This is a genomic window from Comamonas sp. Z3 (genome assembly GCF_008121565.1).
GTDB lineage: Bacteria > Pseudomonadota > Gammaproteobacteria > Burkholderiales > Burkholderiaceae_C > Comamonas > Comamonas brasiliensis.
Window position 1 is genome coordinate 563,357 of record NZ_VOQU01000003.1, and the last position, 23,423, is coordinate 586,779.

The window sequence follows — 23,423 nt, forward strand, 5'->3', positions numbered from 1 at the left end:
CCGTGCGCACACGGCCATGCCCAGGGAGCGCACATGAGCCTGGACACTCTGGACCACCGCGCTCCATCGCTGTTCAAGCAACAGGCCTCGCGCACTTCCCAGCTTGCCCTCTACAGCGCCTTGGCGCTGTTTTTGATGGTAGCCGACGCGCGTTTCAAGATTACCACCCCCGTGCGCTCCGCCTTGTCGGCGGCGCTGTCGCCCGTGCAATGGGTGGTGGCCCAGCCGGTGCTGGCCTATCAGAACGCCAGCCGCTATGCCGAAGTGCAGCAGCAGGCCGTGGCCCGCGAGGATGCCGCGCGCAAGGAGCTGGTCGTCATGGCTCAGCGTGCCGAGCTGGCCGATGAGCTGATCAAGGAAAACGAACATCTGCGCGCCATGCTGGAGTTGCGCGAGCGCTCGTTGACGCCGGGCCAGGTGGCCGAGGTGGTCTATGACAGCCCCGACCCCTATACGCGCCGCGTGGTGATCGACAAGGGGCAGGCCGACGGGATCGAGCCGGGCTCTCCCGTACTGGATGAAAGAGGCGTGATCGGTCAGGTCACGCGTGTCTACCCGACGCGCGCCGAGGTCACGCTGCTCATCGATCGCGATCAGGCCATTCCCGTTTTCAACCCGCGCACCGGTGCGCGCAGCGTAGCTTATGGCGATGCGTCTTCGACACGCGCCGGCGGCCTGGAGCTGCGCTTCATGCCCAGCAATGCCGATGTGCAGGTGGGTGATCTACTGACCACCAGCGGTATCGACGGGCTGTACCCCTTGGGCCTGCCCGTGGCCAAGGTGGTGACGGTGGACCGTCGTGCCGACTCCGCCTTCACCCGGATCTATTGCGAGCCCGTGGGCCGCGTGCAGGGCGTGCGCCATGTGATGGTGCTCAAGCCTCAGGGGCGCACCGAGCATCCCGAGTCTGCCAATATGCAGGCCAAGGCCGATGCCGAGAAGGCCGACCGCGCAGCCAAGGCGCGCGGCAAGAAGGAAGCCGCCGCTGCCGAAAAGGAGAAGGCCGCCGCTGAGAAAGCGGGTGCCAAGGCCGCGAAGCCCGCAAAGGATCCCGCATGATCATGCCGCGCGGCCAGCAGCTGTTGCTGCCGGTCAACCCTCTGTTCATCGTCGTCACCCTGGTGATCGGACTGGCCATCAATATGCTGCCGCTGGGCCGCATCGTCTGGCTGCCGGACATGCTCATGTTGCTGCTGGCCTTCTGGAGTCTGAACCAGCCGCAGCGCGTGGGCCTGGGCATTGCTTTTGCGCTGGGTCTGGTCATGGATGTGGACCGGGCATCGCTGCTGGGCCAGCATGCACTGGCCTACACCTTGCTGGTCTTCGTGACGGGCTGGATGAGTCGTCGTCTGCTCTGGTTCTCGAGCCCCGTGCAGGCTCTGCACCTGCTGCCGGTGTTTGCTGCAGCGCATGGCATCCAGGTGCTGCTGCGCGTTGCGACGGGCGGCATTTTTCCCGGCCTGGAGTTTCTGATCGCTCCGGCGATCGAGACCTTGCTGTGGCCGGTGGTCAGCGTGCTGCTGCTGGCGCCGCAGCGCCGCGCGCCCGACAGCGATGAAAACCGCCCTCTGTGAGATGCATTCCCTCCTGAGTCGCTTCGTGCCTTCCTCCCTCTCGCTTCGCGAGGGAGGACGACAGCCTCGTTGCGGGACGGCCCTTGCTCGCTGTCCTTGGGGCGAGGCACGCCGGTGGCGCAGCGCATGCGGGGCGGCTTTGTTTGCGGGTGTCGTCGCATGATGGAGATTCGTAACACCGAAGTCGAGCTGCAGCGCTTTCGCATGCGCGCGGTCGTCATGGGCTGCGTGGTGTTCCTGGCGTTCTGTCTGCTGGTCTGGCGCCTGCTGGTGCTGCAGGTGGAGCGCCATGAGGAGTTTGCCGAGCGTGCCGAGAGCAACCGCACGGCGGTGGTGCCGATCGTGCCCAATCGCGGCCAGATCCTGGACCGCAACGGCGTGGTGCTGGCCACCAATTACTCGGCCTACACATTGGAGATCACGCGCTCCAAGGTCGAGGATCTGGACGAGACCATCGATGGGCTGTCCGAGGTCATGGAGATCACGCCGCGCGACCGTCGCAAGTTCAAGCGGCTCATGGATGACTCCAAGAGCTTTGAGTCCATTCCGATCCGCTCGCGCCTGACGGACGAGGAAGTCGCCAAGTTCGCGGCCCAGCGCTATCGCTTTCCGGGTGTGGACATCAAGGCGCGGCTGTTTCGCACCTACCCGCTCAAGGAAGCCGGCAGCCATTTGATCGGATACATCGGTCGTATCAATCAAAGGGAAAAGGAAGAGATCGACGACTCCGATGATGCTGCCAACTACCGGGGCACCGAGGTCATGGGCAAGCTGGGCGCCGAGAAGAGCTATGAGCTGCAGCTGCACGGCCAGACCGGCTGGGAGGAAATGGAAACCTCGGCTGGCGGTCATGCCGTGCGTCGTCTGGGCAGTCGCCCCGCCACGCCGGGCCACAGCCTGCAACTGTCGGTGGACATCAAGCTGCAGAAGATGGTGGAAGAGCTCTACGGCAACCGCCGCGGCGTGGCTATCGCCATGGACCCGCGCAATGGCGAGGTGCTGGCCATGGTCAGCAAGCCGACCTACGACCCGAACTTGTTTGTCGACGGTATCGACCAGGAGAGCTGGAAGGCGCTCAACGAATCGCTGGATCGCCCCTTGCTCAACCGCTCCATGCGCGGCACCTATCCCGTGGGCTCGACCTACAAGCCCTTTATGGGCCTTGCGGGCATAGAGACCGGCAAGCGCACGCCGGGCACGGTGATTCAGGACGGCGGCTCCTGGACTTTTGGCGGCCACACCTTCCGCTCCGGCCACGCGCTGGGGCCGGTGGATCTGGCGCGCGCCATCCAGCATTCCAGCAATGTCTATTTCTACACGCTGGCCAACGAGATGGGCGTGGATGCGATTCACGACTTCATGAAGCCGCTGGGCTTTGGCCAGATCACCGGTATCGACCTGCCCGGCGAGGTGCGCGGCGTGCTGCCCAGCAAGGAGTGGAAGCGCAAGACCTACAAGCGCGCCGCGCAGCAGCAATGGTTCGCGGGCGAGACGATTTCCCTGGGCATCGGCCAGGGCTACAACAACTTCACCATCCTCCAGCTCTCGCATGCGCTGGCCACCCTGGTCAACAACGGCATGAGCTTCACGCCCCATGTGGGCAAGGAGCTGATCGACTCGGTCACCGGCACGCGCACGGCCATTGTCCAGCCGGCGCCCGTCAATCTGGGCTTCAAGCAGAGCAATGTCGATGCCGTCAAGCGCGGCATGGTGGGGGTGGTGACCGGCGGCACGGGGCGCGGCGTCTTCGGCAGTGCCAGCTATCTGTCGGGCGGCAAGACCGGCACGGCCCAGGCCGTGAGCGTGGGCCAGAAGGAAAAGTACAACGCCGCTCGTCTGGCCGAGTACCAGCGCGACCACTCGCTCTATATCGCCTACGGTCCCGCCGAAGCGCCCAAGATTGCCGTGGCCGTGATCGTGGAGAACGCCGGCTTCGGTGCGGCGGCTGCCGCGCCTATCGCGCGCCGCATCCTGGACTACTGGCTGGTGGGCAACTACCCCAGCGAGGCCGATATCGCTGCCGTGCGCCAGGGTAAGGCGGGCGCACCGATTGGCACGCCGCGCCGTGTGGAAGATATCTCGGTGCTGTCCGACGACGAAACAGCACCCTGACAAATTGATAGCTGTTAACGCTTGCTGTGTAATGGTTTAACGCAGAAAAGCGTCATAAGCTGTTTTCAGAATCAGCAGGCTGACCACGCCGATGAAAATCGCGCGCACAAAGCCCGTGCCGTGGCGCAAGGCCATCCAGGTGCCCAGCATGCTGCCCAGCACATTGGCCACGGCCAGCGGGATGGCAAAGTGCCACCAGACATGGCCCTTGAGCGTGAACAGCAGCAGTGCCGCAGCGTTGGAGGCCAGATTCAGCAGCTTGGCGTTGGCCGAAGCGTTGAGGAAGTCATAGCCCAGCAGGCGCACGAACAGGAACACGAAAAAGCTGCCCGTGCCCGGGCCGAAGAAGCCGTCGTAGAAACCGATCAGCAGGCCGATGGCGCAGGCGGTCAGCATCTCGGTACGGCCCGCCAGGCGCGGCTCGTGGTCACGGCCCAGCTCTTTTTTGGCCAGGGTGTAGCCCAGCACGCCCAGCAGGATGAAGGGCAGCAGCTTGCGCAGAAAATCGGGAGAGATCAGCGTGACGGCCCAGGCGCCGAGAAAAGCGCCCACCAGCGTCGTGCCGATGGCGGGCAGCAGCGTGGCCCAGGTGATATGCACGCGCTTGCTGAACTGCCAGGCGGAAATGGCCGTGCCCCAGACGGCGGCACTCTTGTTGGTGCCAAACAGCGTGGCGGGCGTGGTGGTGGGGAAGGCCGCAAACATGGCTGGCACCAGGATCAGTCCGCCGCCTCCCACGATGGCGTCAACAAACCCGGCCAGGGCCGAGGCGAGGGAAACAAGAATCCATTCCATGGAGCAAATGCCTGCAATTGGTGCATGCCGTGAACAGCGCGCGTTGCCGCTGGGGCGGCGCTGCAGAAGGCGGGATGAAGAAGCCAGGGGAGAGCGGGCGTGAATGCCCGAAGATGGCGCCGGCATTGTCGCACCGCCGCCTCAAGCTTGTGCGCAGGCATAAAAAAAGCGCCCACTGAGGGGCGCTTTTGAACGCATCTTTGATGCTTTTTATGTGTATTGGTCTGGTTGTGTCGAGTTGTCTCCTCGGCCCTCCATGCTGCTTCGTGGAGCAGCGAGAGTGACGAGAATGTAAGGGCTGCACCTGTGTGGTGCATTGGGGAATTCCCTTGGGTTATATCAAAAACGTCTGACAAATGAATCAGAAAGTTTTGTGACATCCTTATGAGTTTTGAGATTTTTCAAAAACAATAGCGTCATTTGCTTATAAGCAAAAGATCTCAGCAGACTTCGGTGCTTGGGGCAGGAGGCCGGACGGAAACTTCCCGCGCGGATGGACTTTGGGCCGCCGCGACTGCTTTCAGGCCCGGACAGGCTTTTCGGAGTGAATCGCTAGGTTTCTGAGCGGCCGCTTGTCAGGCGGCTGCGCGAATCCACTCCGCAGCCTTCTCGGCCATCATCAGTGTCGGGCTGTTGGTGTTGCCGCTGGTGATGGTGGGCATGGCGCCAGCATCGACCACGCGCAGGCCCTGCACGCCGCGCACCCTGAAGCGGCTATCCAGCACCGCCATCGGGTCGTCGGCACGCCCCATCTTGGTCGTGCCCACGGGATGGAAGATGGTGGTGGCGATATCGCCGGCCAGGCGTGCCAGATCCTCGTCGCTCTGGTATTGCAGTCCGGGCTTGAACTCCTCGGGCTGGAAGGGCGCAAGCGCAGGCTGGCTGACGATGCGGCGCGTGACGCGCAGACTGTCGGCTGCCACCCGCCGGTCTTCGGCCGTGGAGAGGTAGTTGGGCGCGATGGCCGGAGCCTGGCGGAAGTCAGCGCCCTGCAACTGCACCGTGCCGCGGCTGCTGGGGTTGAGATTGCAGACGCTGGCGGTGAAGGCGGCGAAGTCATGCAGCGGCTCGCCGAAGGCGTCCAGCGACAGCGGCTGCACGTGATATTCGAGATTGGGGTGGGCCTGTGCCGGGTCGCTGCGCGTGAAGGCTCCGAGCTGCGAGGGCGCCATGCTCATGGGGCCGCTGCGCCGCAGCGCGTATTCCAGGGCGATGGCCGCCTTGCCCCAGAGACTGCCGGCCATGGTGTTGAGCGTCTTGGCGTTGTGCACCTTGTAGACCGAGCGAATTTGCAGATGGTCCTGCAGATTGGCGCCCACGCCGGGGAGGTTGCGGCGCACGGCCACGCCATGGCGCTGCAGCAGGTCGCCAGGGCCAATGCCCGACAGCTGCAGGATATGCGGGGAGTTCACCGCGCCCGCGCAAAGCAGCACCTCGCACCCGGCCTGCACGGTCACCATCCCATCGCCGGTCCAGACTTCGGCGCCGGTGCAGCGCTGGCTGCCGTCCGGCAGATCTTCCAGAATCAGGCGCCGCACCTGGGCGCGGGTCCACATCTCGAAGTTGGGGCGGCCATAGCAGGTAGGGCGCAGAAAGGCCTTGGCCGTATTCCAGCGCAGGCCTGATTTCTGGTTGACCTCGAAGTAGCCCACGCCTTCGTTGCAGCCGCGGTTGAAATCGTCGGTGGCCGGGATGCCGGCCTGCTGCGCAGCCTGGGCGAAGGCGTCGAGTATGTCCCAGCGCAAGCGCTGCTTCTCCACCCGCCATTCGCCGCTGCCGCCGGTGCTCCTGCTGCCGTGCAGGCGTTTGAACTCCTCGCTGGAGCTGCCTCCGGCGTCGAGACGCCAATGGTCTTCGTGCTGCCGGAAGGCCGGCAGCACCTGTTCCCAGCGCCAGGTGTCGTCGCCGGTCAGCTCGGCCCATTGCTCGTAGTCGCGGGCCTGGCCGCGCATATAGATCATGCCGTTGATGCTGGAGCAGCCGCCCAGGGTCTTGCCGCGCGGGTAGCGCAGGCTGCGGCCGTTGAGGCCGGGGTCGGGTTCGGTCTGATAGAGCCAGTCGGTGCGCGGGTTGCCTATGCAATAGAGATAGCCGACAGGGATATGGATCCAGTGGTAATCATCCTTGCCGCCGGCTTCGATCAGCAGAACCCGGTGATTCTTGTTGCGGGTGAGACGGTTGCACAGCAGCGAACCTGCTGTGCCGCCGCCGATGACGATGTAGTCGAACTGGGTGTCACTCATGGGCAGATCAAAAGGCCGGGTACGGCTTGGCGGGCAGGCCAAACCTTGAGGCAGTCATGGGCAAAAAGGCCAACTCATTAGGTGCGATGACCTTGTCGGTGTCGATAGGGAAAGCGCTCGCATACTCCTGTTTTGGAAGCTGCCGATGCAATGCTGGTTTTGGCTTTGGCGGGTTTTTGATAAAAATTGCAACGCTATCATTGCGTGGCATGCGGCAGTGACCTACGTGCTGCGTTTGGCATGCTCCTCGCTTGGCGCGTTATGCTGGCCCCTGCGGCTAGCCCGTCTCCCTCATGTCCTAGGAAGCTTTTCTTTGCCCAGCTCAGACCAACTACCTCAATGCCCGCTGCAGTCCCGCGATGGTCAGCAATGGGCCGTGCCTGTGGGCCGCTGGAGTGCTGCCGAGCTGGGCGATCGCCATATCTGGCGTCGGCTGGCGCCACAGATCAGGGCGGTTCCCAAGGGCGTGGCCTGGGATTTGCAGCAAATGGTCTGGTTGGACCATATCGGCGCGCAGCTGCTGTGGGAGCAATGGGGCAGGACCTGGCCGGCCCGGCTGCTGACGACCAAGAATCAGCGTTCCATGCTGGAGCGTGTGGCCAGGTTCAGCGAAGTGCCCGAGGCCAAGCCCGAGCCCTCGGGATGGATGTGCGAGGTCAATCGACTGGGTCAGATGGTGATCGACGCCTGCGGGCACTTTTCCAACTTGATTCAACTGGTCGGTCAGTTGCTGCTGGACTGTCTGCGCCTGCTGCGCAATCCGTTTCGTGGCCCCTGGCGCGATATTTCGGGCCACCTCTATGCGACGGGGGCGACAGCCTTGCCGATCACGGCACTGGTCGGCTTTCTGATCGGCGTGGTGCTGGCCTATCTGATGGCGCTGCAGCTGCGCCAGTTCGGGGCCGAGTCCTTTATCGTCAATATTCTGGGCATTTCGCTGATCCGCGAGTTGGGGCCGCTGCTGGCGGCGATTCTGGTGGCAGGACGCAGCGGCTCGGCCATTACGGCACAGATCGGCGTGATGCGCGTGACCGAAGAGCTCGATGCCATGCAGGTCATGGGCATCTCCCAGGGCTACCGGCTGGTGCTGCCGCGTGCGCTGGCGCTGGCCGTGTCCATGCCGCTGGTGGCTTTGTGGACCATTTTGGCGGCACTCGCCGGCGGCATGGTCGCGGCGGACCTGACCATGGACATCACGCCGTCTTACTTCATTCAAAGCCTGCCTGCGGCCGTGAAGATCGGCAATCTGGTGCTGGCCATGGGCAAGTCCGTGGTGTTTGGCGTGCTGATTGCCCTGATCGGCTGCCACTGGGGCCTGAAGGTAGAGCCCAATACCCAGAGCCTGGGGCGCGGCACCACGGCGGCGGTGGTGTCCTCCATCACCATGGTCATCATCGTGGATGCCATCTTTGCCATCCTCTTCAGAAACGTGGGCTTTTAGGATGAACTACCCCCTGTGCGGCTTCGCCGCCTCCCCCCAAGGGAACGACACCTTCGCAGCGGGGCGGCCCTTGCTCGGCGTCTCTGGCTTGGGTTGCGCCAGCCTCGTGGAGCGGGGGGCGCGCAAATGACAGAGGTGATGCACAACCGCCGTATCGAGGGGGCTGTGGGCGACTACGCGCCGCCGCAGGATGTGAAGCCCCTGGTGCAGGCGGTGGACCTGTGGACCGAGTTTGGCGAGGGTGCATCGCGCTTTGCCGTGCACCAGGACTTGAATTTCGATGTCTACCCGGGCGAGATTCTGGCCCTGGTGGGCGGCTCCGGCACGGGCAAGACCGTGCTGCTGCGCCAGATCCTGGGCCTGCTTTCGCCTTCGCGCGGCACGGTGACCGTAGATGGCCGGCCCTCGCGCGAGGTCATCAGCGGTGAGCTGGCGGCGAGTCAGGTGGGCATGCTGTTCCAGCAGGGGGCGCTGTATTCGGCCTTCAATGTGCTGGACAACATCGCGTTTGCATTGCGCGAGCAGGGCACCTTGCCCGATGCCGTGGTGCGCGATGCGGCCATGGTCAAGCTGCAGATGGTGGGTCTCAAGCCGGAACATGCCTCGCGCATGCCCGCAGACCTGTCGGGCGGCATGATCAAGCGTGTGGCGCTGGCGCGTGCGCTGATGATGGATCCGCCGCTGCTGCTGCTGGACGAACCCACCGCCGGACTCGATCCCAAGGGCTCTGACGAGTTCTGCGAACTGCTGCGCGATATCCATGCCGAGCTGGGCCTGACCGTGATCATGGTCACTCACGACCTGGATACGCTGTTTGCGCTGTCCACGCGTGTGGCCGTGCTGGCCGAGAAAAAAGTGCTGTTCACCGGAGCCCCACGCGACGTGGCCCAGATCAAGCACCCGTTTATCGAACATTTCTTCCAGGGAGAGCGTGGCCGCCGTGCCATGGCCCCGGTGCAAGGCGGCGCGGCCGCAGAGGAAAGCTGATGGAAAACAAGTCCCATGCCATGGCTGCCGGCATTTTCGTGCTGGTGGTTGCGGCCCTGCTGGCAGGGCTGGCCGTCTGGCTGACGCGCGACAACCGCGAATACCAGCTCTACGAAATGTCCACCAAGGATGGTGTCAGCGGTCTGCAGCCCCAGGCCACGGTGCGCTACAAGGGCGTACCCGTGGGTAAGGTGGTGCGCATCGGTTTTGACCCGCAGATTCCCGGCAATGTGCTGATTCGCATTGCCGTGGGTGAGGACACGCCGGTCACGCCGGCCACTTATGCACAGCTCGGCTATCAGGGGGTGACGGGGCTGGCCCATATCCAGCTCGACGATGACAGCCGGGCTTCGCAGCCGCTCAAGCCCGGGCCCAGCGGCCTGCCGCGCCTGCCCATGAAGTCCTCGCCGCTGAACATGCTGGCCGACCAGGGCCCGGTGCTGCTGGAGCGGGTTGACGAAATTTCACGCCGTCTCAATGCCATGCTGGGCGAGGACAACCAGAAGCGCGTGAGCGCGGCGCTGGACAATATCGCGGCCGCATCCGGGGGGATCAAGGATCTGGCCGAGACCATGAACAAGACGGCCAAGGACTTTCCTCAGCTCACGGCAGATGCGCACCAGACCCTGCAGTCCCTGACCAAGGCCGGCAATGCCGCCACGGGCGTGGCGACCGATCTGCAGCAGACCGTGCGCAAGGTGAATGCGCCCGACGGCCCGCTGCAGCAGATTGCCGAGGGCACGCAGGCCCTGTCGCAGGCGGCCGAATCGCTGGGGCGCAGCACCTTGCCGCGCATGAACGGCGCGGCCGACGATGTCTCGCGCGCTGCGCGCACCATGGGCGCGGCGGCAGGCCGCTTCAATGACAACCCGCAATCCGTCATCTACGGCCAGGGCCTGGGCCAGCCGGGCCCCGGCGAGCCCGGTTTCGTGGCTCCGGCCAAGTGAAGCGGCAACAAGGACACGACTTGCGAAAATTCGGACCAGGTAGGCGGTTTCTCAATGGAAATGCCTGCTGCTCATCCATCCTGGCTGGCCTAAGTCCCTAAGGAATCAATATGGCAGACACAAAGATTTCATTCACCGGCCGTGGAGCATGGCGATTGCTGGGCACTTCTTCGCTGGTGCTGGCGCTTGCCGCCTGCTCGGGCCTGCCCACGGCACCCACGCAGCCGGTGCGCTATGACCTGGGCGTGGCCGACCTGGCCGCGCCGGCCGCGAATGCAGCCGCGGCTTCGGTGGCGCCGGTGCCGCTGGTGCTGGCCGAAGTCCAGGCTCCGGGTCTGCCCGAGGGCCTGACGGCCATGTTCTACCGCCTGAACTACAGCGACAGCCAGCAGCTGCGTGCCTACCAGAACGCGCGCTGGAGCCTGCCTCCGTCCCAGATGGTGGAGCAGCGCCTGCGCATGCGTCTGGGGCTGGAGCGCCCCGTGCTCTCGGGCAAGGACAATGTCCGCCCCCTGCTGGCCGACAAGCGCTCGATTGCGCAGCTGCGCGTGACGGTGGACGAGTTCAACCAGGTCTTTGACAGTGCCAGCAGCAGCCGTGCGCTGCTGCGTCTGAGCGCCAGCCTGATCGGTGCCGGCGAGAGTGCAGGCAACCAGTTGCTGGGCCAGAAGGTGTTCACGGTCGAAGTGCCATCCAGCTCAGCCGATGCGGCCGGAGGTGCCCAGGCCATGGCGCGCGCCGTGGACGAGGCGGCGGCCCAGCTCAGCCGCTGGCTGCAGGGCTACGGGCGCTAGGTTCTGTCCGGCCCCAAGTAGCGCCGTTCGGAAAGCCCTGCCATGCAAGGCTTTGTTGATTCCGGGCAAGTTCTGGGTCTGGCGGCAGCCGCTTTGCTGATATGGGTCAATGGACGGACCTGGTCTTGTTCTTAAGCTGCCAGTTCCTCAATCTCGCACAAGGAACTGCCATGGCCAGCCTCGAATGGAATGCCGCTCTCATCCTGGATTTTCCCGTCATGGACGCGGTGCATGAGGAGTTCGTCGCCCTGCTGGCCCAGGTGGAGGCAGCCGCCGACGAGCAGCTGTGTGCGCTCTGGGACGAGCTGATTGCCCACACCCAGCAGCACTTCGATCAGGAGGACCGCTGGATGCAGACCACGGGATTTGCCACGGGCAACTGCCACAGCCAGCAGCACAAGGTGGTGCTGGCCGTCCTGCGCGAGGGGGCGGTCAAGGGAGAGCAAGGTGATCTGGCCACCATCCGCCATATGGCGGCCGAGCTGGGTCCTTGGTTCAGCCACCATGCGCAGAACATGGATGCCGCCCTGGCCCTGCATATGCGCCGCGCGGGCTTTGACCCGGTGACCGGCGCGGTGCTGGTGCCCGAGGCTTTGCCTGCAGAGCCGATCACCGGCTGTGGTGGTGCCTGTGGTGAAGCTGAAAAAAGGGAAGTGGTAACTGCCTGAAACTGGCACGCGCTAAGGCGAGAGACAGCGAGCAAGCGCTGCCGGGCAGCGGAGCTGCCGTCCCCCTTGGGGGAAGCGGCGTAGCCGCTCAGGGGGTCAAGGGTATATGGCCGGAGAGGCCAGGATGGGGAAGATCTTGATCAGCCCTCCCGCCATCACCTCGATGGCCAGCGCGGCCAGAATCAGGCCCATGAGCCGGGTCATCACATTGATGCCGGTCTTGCCCAGCACGCGGGCAATCGGGTGGGCCAGCGAAAAGCACACCATGATGGCGGCCGCCACCACCACGCCATAGCCGACCAGCGCCACATGCTGCCAGATGGTGCGCGCCTGATCGGCATAGATCACCACGGTGGACATGGCGGCAGGCCCGGTCAGCAGCGGAATGGTCAGCGGCACGACGGCGATGCTGTTGCCCTCGGCGGCTTTTTCGACGCCGGCTGCCAGCGTGGCATTGTTGGGCCGGTCTTCGGCAGGGCGGGCGTTGAGCATGTTCATTGCACTGATCAGCAGCAGCAGACCGCCGCCGACCTGAAAGCTCTGCAGCGAGATGTTGAAGAACTGCAGAATCTGCAACCCCAGCAGCGCACAGACTGCGATCACGCAGAAGGCAGCAAAGGCGGCGGTGCGAATGGTCTGCCAGCGCTGCTCTGCATCGAAGCCGGCCGTGTAGTGGATGAAGAACGGAACAATGGCCAGCGGGTTGATGATGGCGACCAGGGTGATCAGCGGCTTGATATCCATTACAGCTCGCCTCCGGGCATGGGGGGCTTGTTGCGACTGTCTGCCTTTTGTGGGGCCGGGATAGCTGGCATGAACACTCCTGTGAAAAAATGAGCGAATCGTCGACGCGGCACCAGCCATTACAGCATTGCTGGCGACCGCGTCGCGGATTTCCCTTTTGAACCATGTTAAGGAGCTTCGCAATGGGCAGCTTTGTTGAACTGACAGCCGTGGATGGCGTAAAAACCCCCGCTTATGTGGCCATGCCCGAGGGCCAGGCACGCGGTGCCATCGTGGTGCTGCAGGAGATCTTCGGCGTGAACTCGCATATCCGCTCCGTGGCAGACCGCTATGCTGCCCAGGGCTATGTGGCCGTGGCCCCCGCCATGTTTGACCGCGTCAAGCCCGATGTGGAGCTGGGCTACACCGAAGACGATATGAAGGCCGGCTTTGCTCTCAAGACTGCGGTGGAAGCCCTGCCCGAGCCTGGCGCGCTGCGCGATGTGGAGGCGGCCGTGGCCCATGCCGCGACGCTGGTGCCCGGCGGCAAGATCGGTGTGGTGGGCTTTTGCTGGGGCGGCCTGCTGACCTGGCGCTCGGCCTGCAACCTGGCCAGTGTTTCTGCTGCAGTCTGCTATTACGGCGGCGGCATGACGGGCGAGCTGGAAGCCAGCCGTCAGGCGCTGTGCCCGGTGCTGGCCCACTTCGGCAGCAAGGATCACTACATCTCGCTGGAGTCCGTCGAAGCCTTCAAGAAGGCACAGCCCCAGGCACAAGTGCATGTCTACGACGCCGACCACGGCTTCAACTGCGACCAGCGCGGCTCCTACAACGAAGCCGCTGCAGCGCTGGCAGGTGAGCGCACTCTGGCCTTCTTCAAACAGCACCTAGGCTGATCGAAGTATCAAAACAATAGCTTCTGGCCCTTTATGCACAAGTGCTAGAAGCTAGTTTTATTCAAATTATGGGGTCAAGCCATAAGGCGCGTACTGCCTCAGTGCAGAGACAGTGAGGAAGGGCCTACGCCGGCCGCGCCGCCCCGCACCGAGGCGGTCATCCCCCTCCCGAAGAGACAAGGTGAGGCGGCAGAGCCGCTCAGGGGGAGTCCTTTTCTTCGCTTTCCAGGTAGCGGCGGCGCCAGAAATAGGCCACCAGTACCACGGTGATGATCACCATGGCCGCCAGGGCCCAGATGAAGCCGTCCTTTTTGTGCACGAAGGGGATGAACTCGAAGTTCATGCCGAAGATGCCGGCAATCAGGTTCAGCGGCAGAAAGATGGCCGTCACGGTGGTCAGCGTGCGCATGATGTCGTTGGCTCGGTTGCTCTGTGCCGAAAAGTGCATCTGCACGGCGGTCTCGGCGCTTTGCTCCATGCGGTGAATATGGTGGGTCACGCGCTCTATATGTTCGAGCACGTCGCGTGAGCGCACGCGCAGCAACTCACGCTCATGCTGGCGCGCGGGGGTGTGCTCGGGCGGCCAGCCCTCCAGTGCCTCGGTCCAGTCCTGCACGGCGGCGCGCTGGTCTTCGCAGATTTCATCCAGCTGGTGCAGCGCCAGGCGCACATCGAGCACGCTGGCCCAGTTGCTGAAGCGCTTGTTGGGCTTGAGCAGCGCCATCTGCCAGTGGTCGATCTGGCGCGTCAGCGTGCGGCGCAGGTCCAGATAGCCGTCCACCATGCCGTTGACCATGCGCAGCATCAGGTCCGCAGGCTCCACGGGCATCTTGCTGCTGACCTGGCGACCGTCAGTCTTGGCGGGGCCGGAGATCAGGCGCTGCCAGAAGTTTTCCAGTACAAAGCAGCCGTCGGGATGCACGGACAGCAGGATCTGGTCATACAGCGCAAAGCCCACGGGCTGCGTTTCCACGCGTTGCAGCACCGGCGCTTCGCGCTGGCCGCTGTGGGCCAGGCTGTGGGATGGCGGCGGGGCGCTGGATGCCGCACTGCCGGTGCCGGCCACCAGGGCAGGCGGTGCGGCCACGGCTGGCGCGGGCGAGGCGTGGCTGCCGTTGAGCGGCGGCAGATGGGCGTTGGCCAGACGGCGGAACACCAGCACGTCGTATACCGAGGTGTAGTCGTAGTTGGAAGGGATGGCCGGATTCAGCAGGTCGGAGACATGCAGGTCCACGAGAGCGGAGCCGCCCAGCCTGGTCAGCATGGTCTGAATGGCCGGCAGCTGAGTCTCCAGCTCCGAGCGTGCGCAGGAGACCCAGTAAAACCCCGTCGTCGCAGCCTGCGTTGGCAGTCCGTCAACAGGCTGGGCATAGAGGGGAGAGATATGCAGCACGCGCATGGGAATAGGCAGTCTCGATGTCAGTGCAAAAGCAGATGCAAAAACGGCCCGTGCAAGCTGCCTGGGCCGTCAGATCATGCCTGAAATGCTCTCAGGCGCAAGCATGACCTGCGCTGATAGCTATCAATTTTGTTACAGGCCGCGCAGCTTCTTGGCGGCGTCGATGGCAAAGTAGGTCAGGATACCGTCGGCGCCGGCGCGCTTGAAGGCCAGCAGTGCTTCCATCATCACTGCGTCATGATCGAGCCAGCCGTTGGCGGCCGCGGCCTTGAGCATGGCGTATTCGCCGGACACCTGATAAGCGAATGTCGGCACCTTGAACTCGTCCTTGACGCGGCGCACCACGTCCAGATACGGCATGCCGGGCTTGACCATGACCATGTCCGCGCCCTCGGCGATGTCCTGCGCCACTTCGCGCAGGGCTTCGTCGGTGTTGGCCGGGTCCATCTGGTAGACATTCTTGTCGGCCTTGCCCAGGGCGCCGCGCGTGCCCACGGCATCGCGGAAGGGACCGTAGAAGGCGCTGGCGTACTTGGCGCTGTAGGCCATGATGCGGGTGTGAATGTGGCCTTGCAGCTCAAGCGCCTCGCGGATGGCGCCGATGCGACCGTCCATCATGTCGCTGGGAGCCACCATGTCCACGCCGGCTTCGGCATGGGCCAGGGCCTGGCCGACCAGCACTTCCACGGTGTCATCGTTGATGATGTAGCCGCTCTCGTCCAGGATGCCGTCCTGGCCGTGGCTGGTATAGGGGTCCAGGGCCACATCGGTCATCACGCCCAGCTGGGGAAATTCCTTCTTCAGTGCGCGCACCACGCGCGGAATCAGACCGTCGGGGTTCAGGGCTTCCTTGCCGTCGGGCGTCTTGAGGCTGGATTCAATGGCGGGGAACAGTGCCAGATAGGGAATCTCAAGCTTCACGCACTCCTCGGCCACGGGCAGCAGCAGATCGAGGCTCAGGCGGTCCACGCCGGGCATGGAGGGAACGGCCTCGCGCTTGTTCTGGCCTTCGTGCACGAACACGGGGTAGATGAAGTCGTGCGGCGTCAGCACGCTCTCGCGCACCAGATTGCGGGTGAAAGCATCGCGGCGCAGACGGCGCGGACGATTCTGGGGAAAAGGAGTGGGGCTGGACAGATGCATGGGGAAAATTGTGCCCCATCCGCCGTGGCTTGGCTTGCAGCTGAGTGACTATTCCATGACGGCTGTCTCATTGCGGGGTAAAGACGCGGTGCGCAGCGGCTGTGGCGCGGCGCAGGCCTTTACACTGGCCCCATGCTATGGGTTAAAGCCTTTCACATCATTTTTGTCGCCAGCTGGTTTGCTGGTCTGTTCTATCTGCCGCGTATCTTTGTCAATGTCGCCATGGTCACTCCGGGCTCGGTGGCAGAGCGCGAGCGCCTGCTGCTGATGGCGCGCAAGCTGCTGCGCTTCACCACCATGCTGGCCGTGCCTGCGCTGGGCCTGGGCCTGTGGCTGTGGCTGGGCTGGGGCTTTGCGGGCGGCTGGCTGCATGCCAAGCTGGCCGTGGTGCTGCTGGTCATCGGGTATCACCACAGCTGTGCCGTGCTGCTGCGCAAGCTGGCGGACAACACCTGTCACAAAAGCCATCGCTGGTTCCGTTTCTATAACGAAGTGCCGGTGCTGCTGCTGATCGCTGCCGTGGTTCTGGTGGTGGTCAAGCCCTTCTGAGTCTTGTGCCGAGAGTAGGAGGCGACTGTGTCCGATTCCGCGGTGCCGGTGATTTCCATGCGCCATACCTCGGCCTGGCCGCTGGCGCTGGTCTATGGCCTGCTCATCGTGTTTGCCAGCCTGTTCCCGTTCGACGGCTGGCGCGCACAGGGGATTGATCCCAGCGTGTTTCTGTTTGCCAGGATTCCGCCGCCGTACTGGACCTGGTTCGACGTCAACACCAATATCGTCGGCTATGCGCCGCTGGGCTTTTTCCTGGCACTGGCCCTGATGCGCTCGGGCCAGCCCAGGCTGGCCGTGCCGCTGGCTTTCCTTGCTGGCACGCTGCTGTCCCTGTGCATGGAGTTTCTGCAGATTTATCTGCCGCGCCGCGTGCCGTCCAATCTGGATCTGGTGCTCAATGCCGGCGGTACCCTGATCGGTGCCCTGCTGGCTGCGCTGCTGGAGAGGCTGGGGGCACTGTCGCGCTGGAGCGCTTTTCGCAACCAGTGGCTGGGTGAGGGCGGTGCGGGCGTGCTGGTGCTGCTGGCACTGTGGCCGTTTGCGCTGCTGTTTCCGGCGGCCGTGCCCTTCGGCCTGGGACAGGTGCTGGAACGCATTGACGACACCTTGCAGGACTGGTTGCTGAATACGCCGTTCGAAGACTGGCTGCCGCTGGGCGATTTCGCCCTGACGCCGCTGTCGCTGGTGACGGAGATGCTCTGTGTAATGCTGGGGCTGTGGATACCCTGTCTGCTGGCCTACTGTGCCGTGCGACACATGGGCCGCCGCGCGCTGGCGGGGCTGCTGCTGATTGCGGCAGGTGTGGGCGTGACGGCGCTGTCGGCCGCGCTGAGCTGGGGGCCGGCCCATGCCTGGGAGTGGGTGGATCTGCCGGTGCGTCTGGGCGTCTGGGGAGGGCTGGGTCTGGCCGTGATTGCGCTGCCGGCCTCGCGCCGGGTGTGCACCGTGCTGTTGCTTCTGGTGCTGGTGCTGCATCTGAGCATCCTCAACCAGGCTCCCACCAATGTCTACTTCGCTCAGACCCTGCAGGCCTGGGAGCAGGGGCGCTTCATCCGCTTCTACGGACTGGGTCAGTGGCTCGGCTGGCTCTGGCCTTACGTCACACTGGCGTATGTAGTGATTCGCCTCTCGCGTCGCCAGCAGCCTGCCTAGAATGAGCCACTATGAGCGACACCCAGAATCAAGACCAAGCCGGTGGCTACTACCAGCGCCATATCTTCTTTTGCCTGAACGAGCGCCCCAATGGCGAGGACTGCTGCGCTCTGCACGGTGCCAAGGCGGGCTTTGACCACTGCAAGCGCAAAGTCAAGGAAGAGGGGCTGGCTGGCAAGGGTCAGGTGCGAGTGAACAAGGCCGGTTGCCTGGATCGCTGCGCGGGCGGCCCCGTGGCCGTGGTCTACCCAGAGGCCGTCTGGTACACCTTTATCGACGACAGCGATATCGATGAAATCGTCGAATCCCATCTGAAGAACGGCAAGGTGGTCGAGCGCCTGGTGCTGCCTGACAGCGTAGGCCGATAACCGGGGCTTTCCCCGGGGGCCTTGCCTGGGTGGCGCCGCAGGGATGACACCTTCGGTGCGCGGTGCAGCATGCTCGTTCAGGAACTTTAAGCATTTTTAAGCGTCAGCCTAATAACAGCAAGCGCTGATAGCTATAACTAGGATAGCGTAGTGAATTCTCAGACTGAACGACTGATGCTGACCGGCGCTGCCGGTGTGATCGAAACCCTGCGCGATGCGCCGCAACTGGCCGAAGGGCAGAGCCCCAGGGGGGTGGTCATCATCGCCCATCCTCATCCGCTGTTTGGCGGCACCATGGACAACAAGGTGGTCCAGACGCTGGCGCGTGCCTTTGTGCAGTGCGGCTATACGGCCGTACGCTTCAATTTTCGCGGCGTGGGTGCCAGTGCCGGCGAATATGACGCCGGCAAGGCCGAGCTGCAGGATTTGCTGGCCGTGGTGCAGCAGGTGGCTCCCGAAGGCCCGATCGCCCTGGCCGGCTTTTCCTTTGGCGCCTTTGTCACCAGCCATGCGCTGGCCCAGCTCTGGGATGAGGGGCGGGTGCAGAAGGCCGTGCTGGTCGGTACAGCCGCCAGCCGCTTCGAGGTGGCTCCCGTGCCTGCCGGCGCCCATGACCAGACGCTGGTGGTTCACGGCGAGGCGGACGACACGGTGGCACTGTCCGCCGTGATGGACTGGGCCCGCCCGCAGATACTGCCTGTTACCGTGATTCCGCAGGTCGGTCATTTCTTTCACGGACAATTGCCTCTGCTCAAGAACTTGGTGGTGCGCCACCTGAAGTCCCAATAAGAGCCAGTCCCCACACCCTGACGCACGTGAATTGCTGCCCCGTCTCGGTAACCCCTCTTTTCATAGCGCCAAGCCGAGGTATATCCTTGGTTTTGGCCGTTTTCGACGGTAAATCACCGCGCTTACCTTTGCTTTAGCGAGAACCCTCTTCATGAAGCCCATCTATTCCACACTGCGTGTTCTGGCCGTTGCGGCCGCAGTGGCGCCCGTGTTTGCCATGGCACAGGTGGCGGCCCCTGTCCCTCCCGAAATCGCTGCCCGCAACTATCTGCTGGTGGACGTCACTGCCGGCCAGGTGCTGGGAGCCAAGGATATCGACGCTCCCGTCGAGCAGGCATCGCTGACCAAGCTGATGTCGGCCTATGTCGTGTTCGACGCCCTGCGTGCCAAGAAAATCACGCTGGAGCAACGCATGCCCGTGAGCGAGCGCGCCTGGAAGATGCCCGGCTCGCGCATGTTCATCGACCCCAAGATGCAGGTTCCGGTCAATGACCTGCTCAGCGGCATGATCATCCAGTCCGGCAACGATGCCACCATGGCACTGGCCGAGGCCGTGGGGGGTACGGCCGAGAACTTCGTCAAGATGATGAATGACCAGGCCAAGGCCCTGGGCATGAAGAACACCAGCTACAAGAACCCCGAAGGTCTGACCGAGCCCGGCCACCTGACGACGGCGCGTGATCTGTCCATACTGGCCCAGCGCCTGATGCATGACTTCCCCGAGTACATGCACTACTACTCCACCAAGCAATACAGCTATCCCGGCACCCCCGCGTCCAACGGCAGCAACCGCAATGCTTTGCTGTTCCGTGATCCCACCGTGGACGGCCTGAAGACCGGCCATACCAATGCCGCCGGCTACTGCCTGGTGGCCACGGCCAAGCGCGATCTGCCCAATGTGGGCCAGCGCCGTCTGCTGTCCATCGTGCTGGGGACGGCCAGCGAAAAAGCGCGTGCCAACGAAAGCCAGAAGCTGCTGAACTGGGGTTACACCGCTTTCGATGCCGTCAAGCTGTTCGATGCCGATCAGCCCGTCGCCACTCCTGCTGTCTGGAAGGGTGCTGCCAATGCCGTCAAGATCGGCAAGGCCGACGGCGCTGTGGTGGTGACGGTGCCCTCGGGTACCGGTGGCAAGCTGACCACCGAAGTGGTGCGCCAGGATCCGCTGATCGCTCCTATCGCCAAGGGCCAGTCCATGGGTGTGCTCAAGGTCAAGTCGGGCGCGGATGTGGTGGCCGAGGTGCCGCTGGTGGCGCTTGAGGCCGTCGAGCAGGCCGGCTTCTTCGGCCGTCTGTGGGACACCATCCGCCTCTGGATCAAGTAAGTTCCCGGGCCGGCAGGAGGCTGCTCCTGCCGGTGACAGCCCTTGATCGGTCATGCAAAGCATCTTGCTGCCTGGGGGCTATTGCCCGCTGGTGCTTGTGCTGATTTGCGCAAGCTGGTACATTCGAGGGCTTTTCGGAATTTCCGAAGGGATTCACGTTTCCGCATCAGCATCTGTTTTTGCGGATAAACCTTTTGCTTTCACGAAGCAAATTCACGTTTAGGGACGTTTAATTAATGCCAACCATTAACCAACTCGTGCGTCAGGGCCGCACGGTAGAAGTTGTTAAATCCAAGAGCCCTGCTATGGAAAACTGCCCCCAACGCCGTGGCGTGTGCACCCGTGTGTACACCACCACTCCCAAGAAGCCTAACTCGGCTCTGCGTAAGGTGGCCAAGGTTCGTCTGACCAACGGTTTCGAAGTGATTTCGTACATCGGCGGTGAAGGCCACAACCTGCAAGAGCACAGCGTTGTGCTGGTGCGTGGCGGCCGTGTGAAGGACTTGCCCGGTGTGCGTTACCACATCGTGCGCGGTTCCCTGGACCTGCAAGGCGTCAAGGACCGTAAGCAAGCTCGCTCCAAGTACGGTGCCAAGAAGCCTAAGGCTAAGTAATCAGCCCTGGTTTTTTGAAAACAAACGGTGTTTGATTCGCCTGACTGGCGCGGTCAAACGTAGTGGCCCTGAGCACGAATGTTTTGTGCGGGTCGAGTAAGTGAGAGTTTTGAATAGCTCTCGCGGTATCTGAAAAGATGCCAACTGAAGCAAAGATAGAGGTAAAAAATGCCACGTCGTCGCGAAGTCCCCAAACGTGAAATCCTGCCGGATCCCAAGTTCGGCAATGTAGAGCTGTCCAAATTCATGAACGTGATCATGGAAGGCGGCAAGAAGGCGGTTGCTGAGCGCATCATTTATGGCGCTCTGGACCTGATCGAGAAGAAGCATCCTGGCAAGGACCCTCTGGAAGCTTTCGTTGTTGCCATCAACAACGTCAAGCCCATGGTCGAAGTGAAGTCCCGCCGTGTTGGCGGTGCCAACTACCAGGTGCCCGTGGAAGTGCGCCCCGTCCGTCGTCTGGCTCTGGCCATGCGCTGGATCAAGGAAGCCTCCCGCAAGCGTGGCGAGAAGTCCATGGCTCAACGCCTGGCCAACGAGCTGCTGGAAGCTACGGAAGGCCGTGGCGGCGCTATGAAGCGTCGTGACGAAGTGCACCGTATGGCCGAAGCCAACAAGGCCTTCAGCCACTTCCGCTTCTAATCGGAATCTCGCTCGAGATACAGGGCCGCATGCAAAAACTTGCTGCGGCCTTGTGTCGATTCTGAGCGCCCCCATATAGAGCTGCTGCCTCCTGCGCACAATGCGGGGCCGGCAGTACTCCCATACGATCAAGCAAGGATCCATCATGGCTCGCAAGACCCCCATTGAGCGCTATCGCAACATCGGTATTTCCGCTCACATTGACGCAGGTAAGACAACTACTACAGAACGTATCCTGTTCTATACCGGTGTGACCCACAAGCTGGGCGAAGTGCACGACGGCGCTGCTACCACCGACTGGATGGAGCAAGAGCAAGAGCGTGGTATCACCATCACTTCCGCTGCAGTGACCTGCTTCTGGAAGGGTATGGACCTGTCCTATCCCGAGCACCGCTTCAACATCATCGACACCCCCGGCCACGTGGACTTCACGATTGAAGTCGAGCGTTCCATGCGCGTGCTGGACGGTGCTTGCATGGTCTATTGCGCTGTGGGTGGCGTGCAGCCCCAGTCCGAAACCGTGTGGCGTCAGGCTAACAAGTACAAGGTGCCTCGTCTGGCCTTTGTGAACAAGATGGACCGTACCGGTGCCAACTTCTTCAAGGTCTACGACCAGATGAAGCTGCGCCTGAAGGCCAATCCTGTGCCCGTGGTGATCCCAATCGGTGCCGAAGACAACTTCAAGGGCGTGGTCGATCTGGTCAAGATGAAGGCCATCATCTGGGACGAAGCTTCCCAGGGCATGAAGTTCGAATACCAGGACATCCCCGCCGAGCTGGTGGAGACCGCCAACAAGTGGCGTGAAAACCTGGTGGAAGCCGCTGCCGAAGCTTCGGAAGAGCTGATGAACAAGTACCTGGAAGAAGGTACTCTGACTGAAGAAGAAGTGAAGCTCGGCGTGCGTACTCGTACCCTGGCCACCGAAATTCAGCCCATGCTGTGCGGCACCGCGTTCAAGAACAAGGGTGTGCAGCGCATGCTGGACGCCGTGATCGACTACCTGCCCGCTCCCGTGGACATCCCTGACGTTACCGGTACCGACCCCGATGACGAAGAGAAGAAGCTGAGCCGCAAGGCCGACGACGCCGAGAAGTTCTCGGCTCTGGCCTTCAAGCTGATGACCGACCCCTTCGTGGGCCAGCTGACCTTTGTGCGCGTGTACTCCGGCGTTCTGAGCAAGGGTGAGACCGTTCTGAATGCCGTCAAGGGCAAGAAGGAACGTATCGGCCGTATCGTGCAGATGATGGCCAACGACCGCGTGGAAGTCGAAGAAATCCGTGCCGGCGACATCGCTGCCTGCGTGGGTCTGAAGGACGTGACCACCGGCGAAACCCTGTGCGACATCGCTGCACCTATCGTGCTGGAACGCATGGTGTTCCCCGAGCCCGTGATTGCACAGGCTGTGGAACCCAAGTCCAAGACCGACCAGGAAAAGATGGGTATCGCTCTGTCGCGTCTGGCTGCAGAAGATCCTTCCTTCCGCGTGCGTACCGACGAAGAATCCGGTCAGACCATCATCGCCGGTATGGGCGAGCTGCACCTGGAAATCATCGTTGACCGCATGAAGCGCGAATTCAACGTGGAAGCCAACGTGGGCAAGCCCCAGGTTGCCTACCGCGAAACCATTCGCAGCACGGTCAAGGACGTGGACGGCAAGTTCGTTCGTCAGTCCGGCGGTAAGGGCCAGTACGGTCACGTGGTTCTGACTCTGGAACCCCAGGAAGCCGGCAAGGGCTTCGAGTTCGTCGACGAAATCAAGGGCGGTGTGGTTCCTCGCGAATACATCCCTGCGGTGGAAAAGGGCGTGATCGAAGCGCTGACTTCCGGTGTTCTGGCTGGCTACCCCGTGGTGGACGTCAAGGTGCGCCTGACTTTCGGTTCGTACCACGATGTGGACTCGAACGAAATGGCGTTCAAGATGGCTGCTATCTTCGGTTTCAAGGAAGCTGCTCGCAAGGCCAACCCCGTCATCCTGGAACCCATGATGGCTGTGGAAGTGGAAACACCCGAAGACTACGCCGGTACCGTGATGGGTGACCTGTCTTCCCGCCGCGGCATGGTGCAGGGCATGGACGACATGGTTGGTGGCGGCAAGGCCATCAAGGCTGAAGTGCCCCTGTCCGAAATGTTCGGCTACGCCACTTCGCTGCGTTCCATGACTCAAGGTCGCGCCAGCTACACCATGGAATTCAAGCACTACGCTGAAGCTCCTCGTAACGTGGCCGAAGCCATCGTTGCTGCCCGCGCCAAGTAATTGACG

Annotated in this window: 23 protein-coding genes; 17 read left to right on the top strand and 6 right to left on the bottom strand. The window is 62.9% G+C overall.

The genetic code is table 11. The annotated features are described in order from the left end of the window. Positions 1-33: 33 nt before the first annotated feature. From mreC to mrdA, 3 genes are all read left to right on the top strand, one after another. Positions 34-1,059 (top strand): rod shape-determining protein MreC, encoded by a 1,026-nt coding sequence (gene mreC / locus FSY59_RS11065; RefSeq protein WP_003059472.1) that lies wholly within the window; start codon positions 34-36, stop codon positions 1,057-1,059. Continuing rightward, on the top strand, positions 1,056-1,574 hold the full coding sequence (gene mreD, locus FSY59_RS11070) for a rod shape-determining protein MreD (protein ID WP_003059471.1): 519 nt from the start codon (positions 1,056-1,058) through the stop codon (positions 1,572-1,574). The genes mreC and mreD overlap by 4 nt, the downstream gene beginning before the upstream one ends. A 159-nt stretch (positions 1,575-1,733) precedes the next feature. Next, positions 1,734-3,686, top strand: coding sequence for a penicillin-binding protein 2 (gene mrdA, locus FSY59_RS11075; RefSeq protein ID WP_003059470.1), 1,953 nt, complete (start codon positions 1,734-1,736; stop codon positions 3,684-3,686). 36 nt (positions 3,687-3,722) lie between these two features. On the opposite strand, the gene FSY59_RS11080 is transcribed toward mrdA, so the two are convergent. The 3 genes from FSY59_RS11080 to FSY59_RS11090 form a co-directional block, all read right to left on the bottom strand. Next, a complete protein-coding gene (locus FSY59_RS11080; RefSeq protein WP_003059469.1) occupies positions 3,723-4,481 on the bottom strand; it encodes a TSUP family transporter in 759 nt (252 codons plus the stop codon). A gap of 575 nt (positions 4,482-5,056) precedes the next feature. Next, positions 5,057-6,724 (bottom strand): GMC family oxidoreductase, encoded by a 1,668-nt coding sequence (locus FSY59_RS11085; protein WP_148728971.1) that lies wholly within the window; start codon positions 6,722-6,724, stop codon positions 5,057-5,059. Positions 6,725-6,731: 7 nt separating this feature from the next. Beyond that, positions 6,732-6,935, bottom strand: a complete 204-nt coding sequence (locus tag FSY59_RS11090; protein ID WP_003059467.1) for a hypothetical protein — start codon at positions 6,933-6,935, stop codon at positions 6,732-6,734. A gap of 102 nt (positions 6,936-7,037) precedes the next feature. Between FSY59_RS11090 and FSY59_RS11095 the strand changes: the two genes are divergently transcribed. The 5 genes from FSY59_RS11095 to FSY59_RS11115 all read left to right on the top strand — a co-directional run bounded on the left by FSY59_RS11095 (position 7,038) and on the right by FSY59_RS11115 (position 11,561). Further along, positions 7,038-8,165, top strand: coding sequence for an ABC transporter permease (locus FSY59_RS11095; RefSeq protein WP_003059466.1), 1,128 nt, complete (start codon positions 7,038-7,040; stop codon positions 8,163-8,165). A gap of 126 nt (positions 8,166-8,291) precedes the next feature. Further along, the gene (locus FSY59_RS11100; protein ID WP_370458231.1) at positions 8,292-9,152 is read left to right on the top strand and encodes an ABC transporter ATP-binding protein; all 861 of its coding nucleotides are present in this window, start codon (positions 8,292-8,294) and stop codon (positions 9,150-9,152) included. Continuing rightward, positions 9,152-10,099: an MlaD family protein gene (locus FSY59_RS11105; protein WP_003059461.1), complete on the top strand. Its 948-nt coding sequence runs from the start codon at positions 9,152-9,154 to the stop codon at positions 10,097-10,099. Before FSY59_RS11100 ends, FSY59_RS11105 begins: the two co-directional genes overlap by 1 nt. 110 nt (positions 10,100-10,209) lie before the next feature. Continuing rightward, on the top strand, positions 10,210-10,893 hold the full coding sequence (locus tag FSY59_RS11110) for an ABC-type transport auxiliary lipoprotein family protein (RefSeq protein WP_003059459.1): 684 nt from the start codon (positions 10,210-10,212) through the stop codon (positions 10,891-10,893). 170 nt (positions 10,894-11,063) lie between these two features. Then, on the top strand, positions 11,064-11,561 hold the full coding sequence (locus FSY59_RS11115; RefSeq protein WP_003059457.1) for a hemerythrin domain-containing protein: 498 nt from the start codon (positions 11,064-11,066) through the stop codon (positions 11,559-11,561). Between the two features lie 96 nt (positions 11,562-11,657). On the opposite strand, the gene FSY59_RS11120 is transcribed toward FSY59_RS11115, so the two are convergent. After that, positions 11,658-12,305 (bottom strand): MarC family protein, encoded by a 648-nt coding sequence (locus FSY59_RS11120; RefSeq protein WP_003059455.1) that lies wholly within the window; start codon positions 12,303-12,305, stop codon positions 11,658-11,660. A 182-nt stretch (positions 12,306-12,487) separates the two neighbouring features. On the opposite strand from FSY59_RS11120, the gene FSY59_RS11125 reads away from it, so the two are divergent. Beyond that, entirely contained in the window at positions 12,488-13,180 is a 693-nt protein-coding gene (locus FSY59_RS11125) for a dienelactone hydrolase family protein (protein ID WP_148728972.1), read from the top strand. Positions 13,181-13,379: 199 nt separating this feature from the next. On the opposite strand, the gene FSY59_RS11130 is transcribed toward FSY59_RS11125, so the two are convergent. Beyond that, a complete protein-coding gene (locus tag FSY59_RS11130) occupies positions 13,380-14,579 on the bottom strand; it encodes a magnesium transporter CorA family protein (protein ID WP_148728973.1) in 1,200 nt (399 codons plus the stop codon). 132 nt (positions 14,580-14,711) lie between these two features. Beyond that, on the bottom strand, positions 14,712-15,722 hold the full coding sequence (gene hemB / locus FSY59_RS11135; RefSeq protein WP_003059450.1) for a porphobilinogen synthase: 1,011 nt from the start codon (positions 15,720-15,722) through the stop codon (positions 14,712-14,714). 132 nt (positions 15,723-15,854) lie between these two features. On the opposite strand from hemB, the gene FSY59_RS11140 reads away from it, so the two are divergent. From FSY59_RS11140 to fusA, 8 genes are all read left to right on the top strand, one after another. Further along, positions 15,855-16,271, top strand: a complete 417-nt coding sequence (locus FSY59_RS11140) for a CopD family protein (protein ID WP_148728974.1) — start codon at positions 15,855-15,857, stop codon at positions 16,269-16,271. Between the two features lie 57 nt (positions 16,272-16,328). Continuing rightward, positions 16,329-17,426, top strand: coding sequence for a VanZ family protein (locus tag FSY59_RS11145; protein WP_034400093.1), 1,098 nt, complete (start codon positions 16,329-16,331; stop codon positions 17,424-17,426). A gap of 11 nt (positions 17,427-17,437) precedes the next feature. Beyond that, positions 17,438-17,794, top strand: coding sequence for a ferredoxin (locus FSY59_RS11150; protein ID WP_003059444.1), 357 nt, complete (start codon positions 17,438-17,440; stop codon positions 17,792-17,794). A gap of 150 nt (positions 17,795-17,944) precedes the next feature. Next, positions 17,945-18,583, top strand: coding sequence for an alpha/beta hydrolase (locus FSY59_RS11155; protein ID WP_043370607.1), 639 nt, complete (start codon positions 17,945-17,947; stop codon positions 18,581-18,583). A 151-nt stretch (positions 18,584-18,734) separates the two neighbouring features. Beyond that, positions 18,735-19,907 (top strand): D-alanyl-D-alanine carboxypeptidase family protein, encoded by a 1,173-nt coding sequence (locus FSY59_RS11160; RefSeq protein WP_003059442.1) that lies wholly within the window; start codon positions 18,735-18,737, stop codon positions 19,905-19,907. 236 nt (positions 19,908-20,143) lie between these two features. After that, positions 20,144-20,521, top strand: coding sequence for a 30S ribosomal protein S12 (gene rpsL, locus FSY59_RS11165; RefSeq protein WP_003059441.1), 378 nt, complete (start codon positions 20,144-20,146; stop codon positions 20,519-20,521). A 168-nt stretch (positions 20,522-20,689) separates the two neighbouring features. After that, positions 20,690-21,163, top strand: coding sequence for a 30S ribosomal protein S7 (rpsG, locus tag FSY59_RS11170; RefSeq protein ID WP_003059438.1), 474 nt, complete (start codon positions 20,690-20,692; stop codon positions 21,161-21,163). A gap of 145 nt (positions 21,164-21,308) precedes the next feature. Further along, complete coding sequence (fusA, locus tag FSY59_RS11175; protein ID WP_003059436.1) at positions 21,309-23,417, top strand: elongation factor G; 2,109 nt, start codon at positions 21,309-21,311, stop codon at positions 23,415-23,417. Positions 23,418-23,423: the final 6 nt, after the last annotated feature.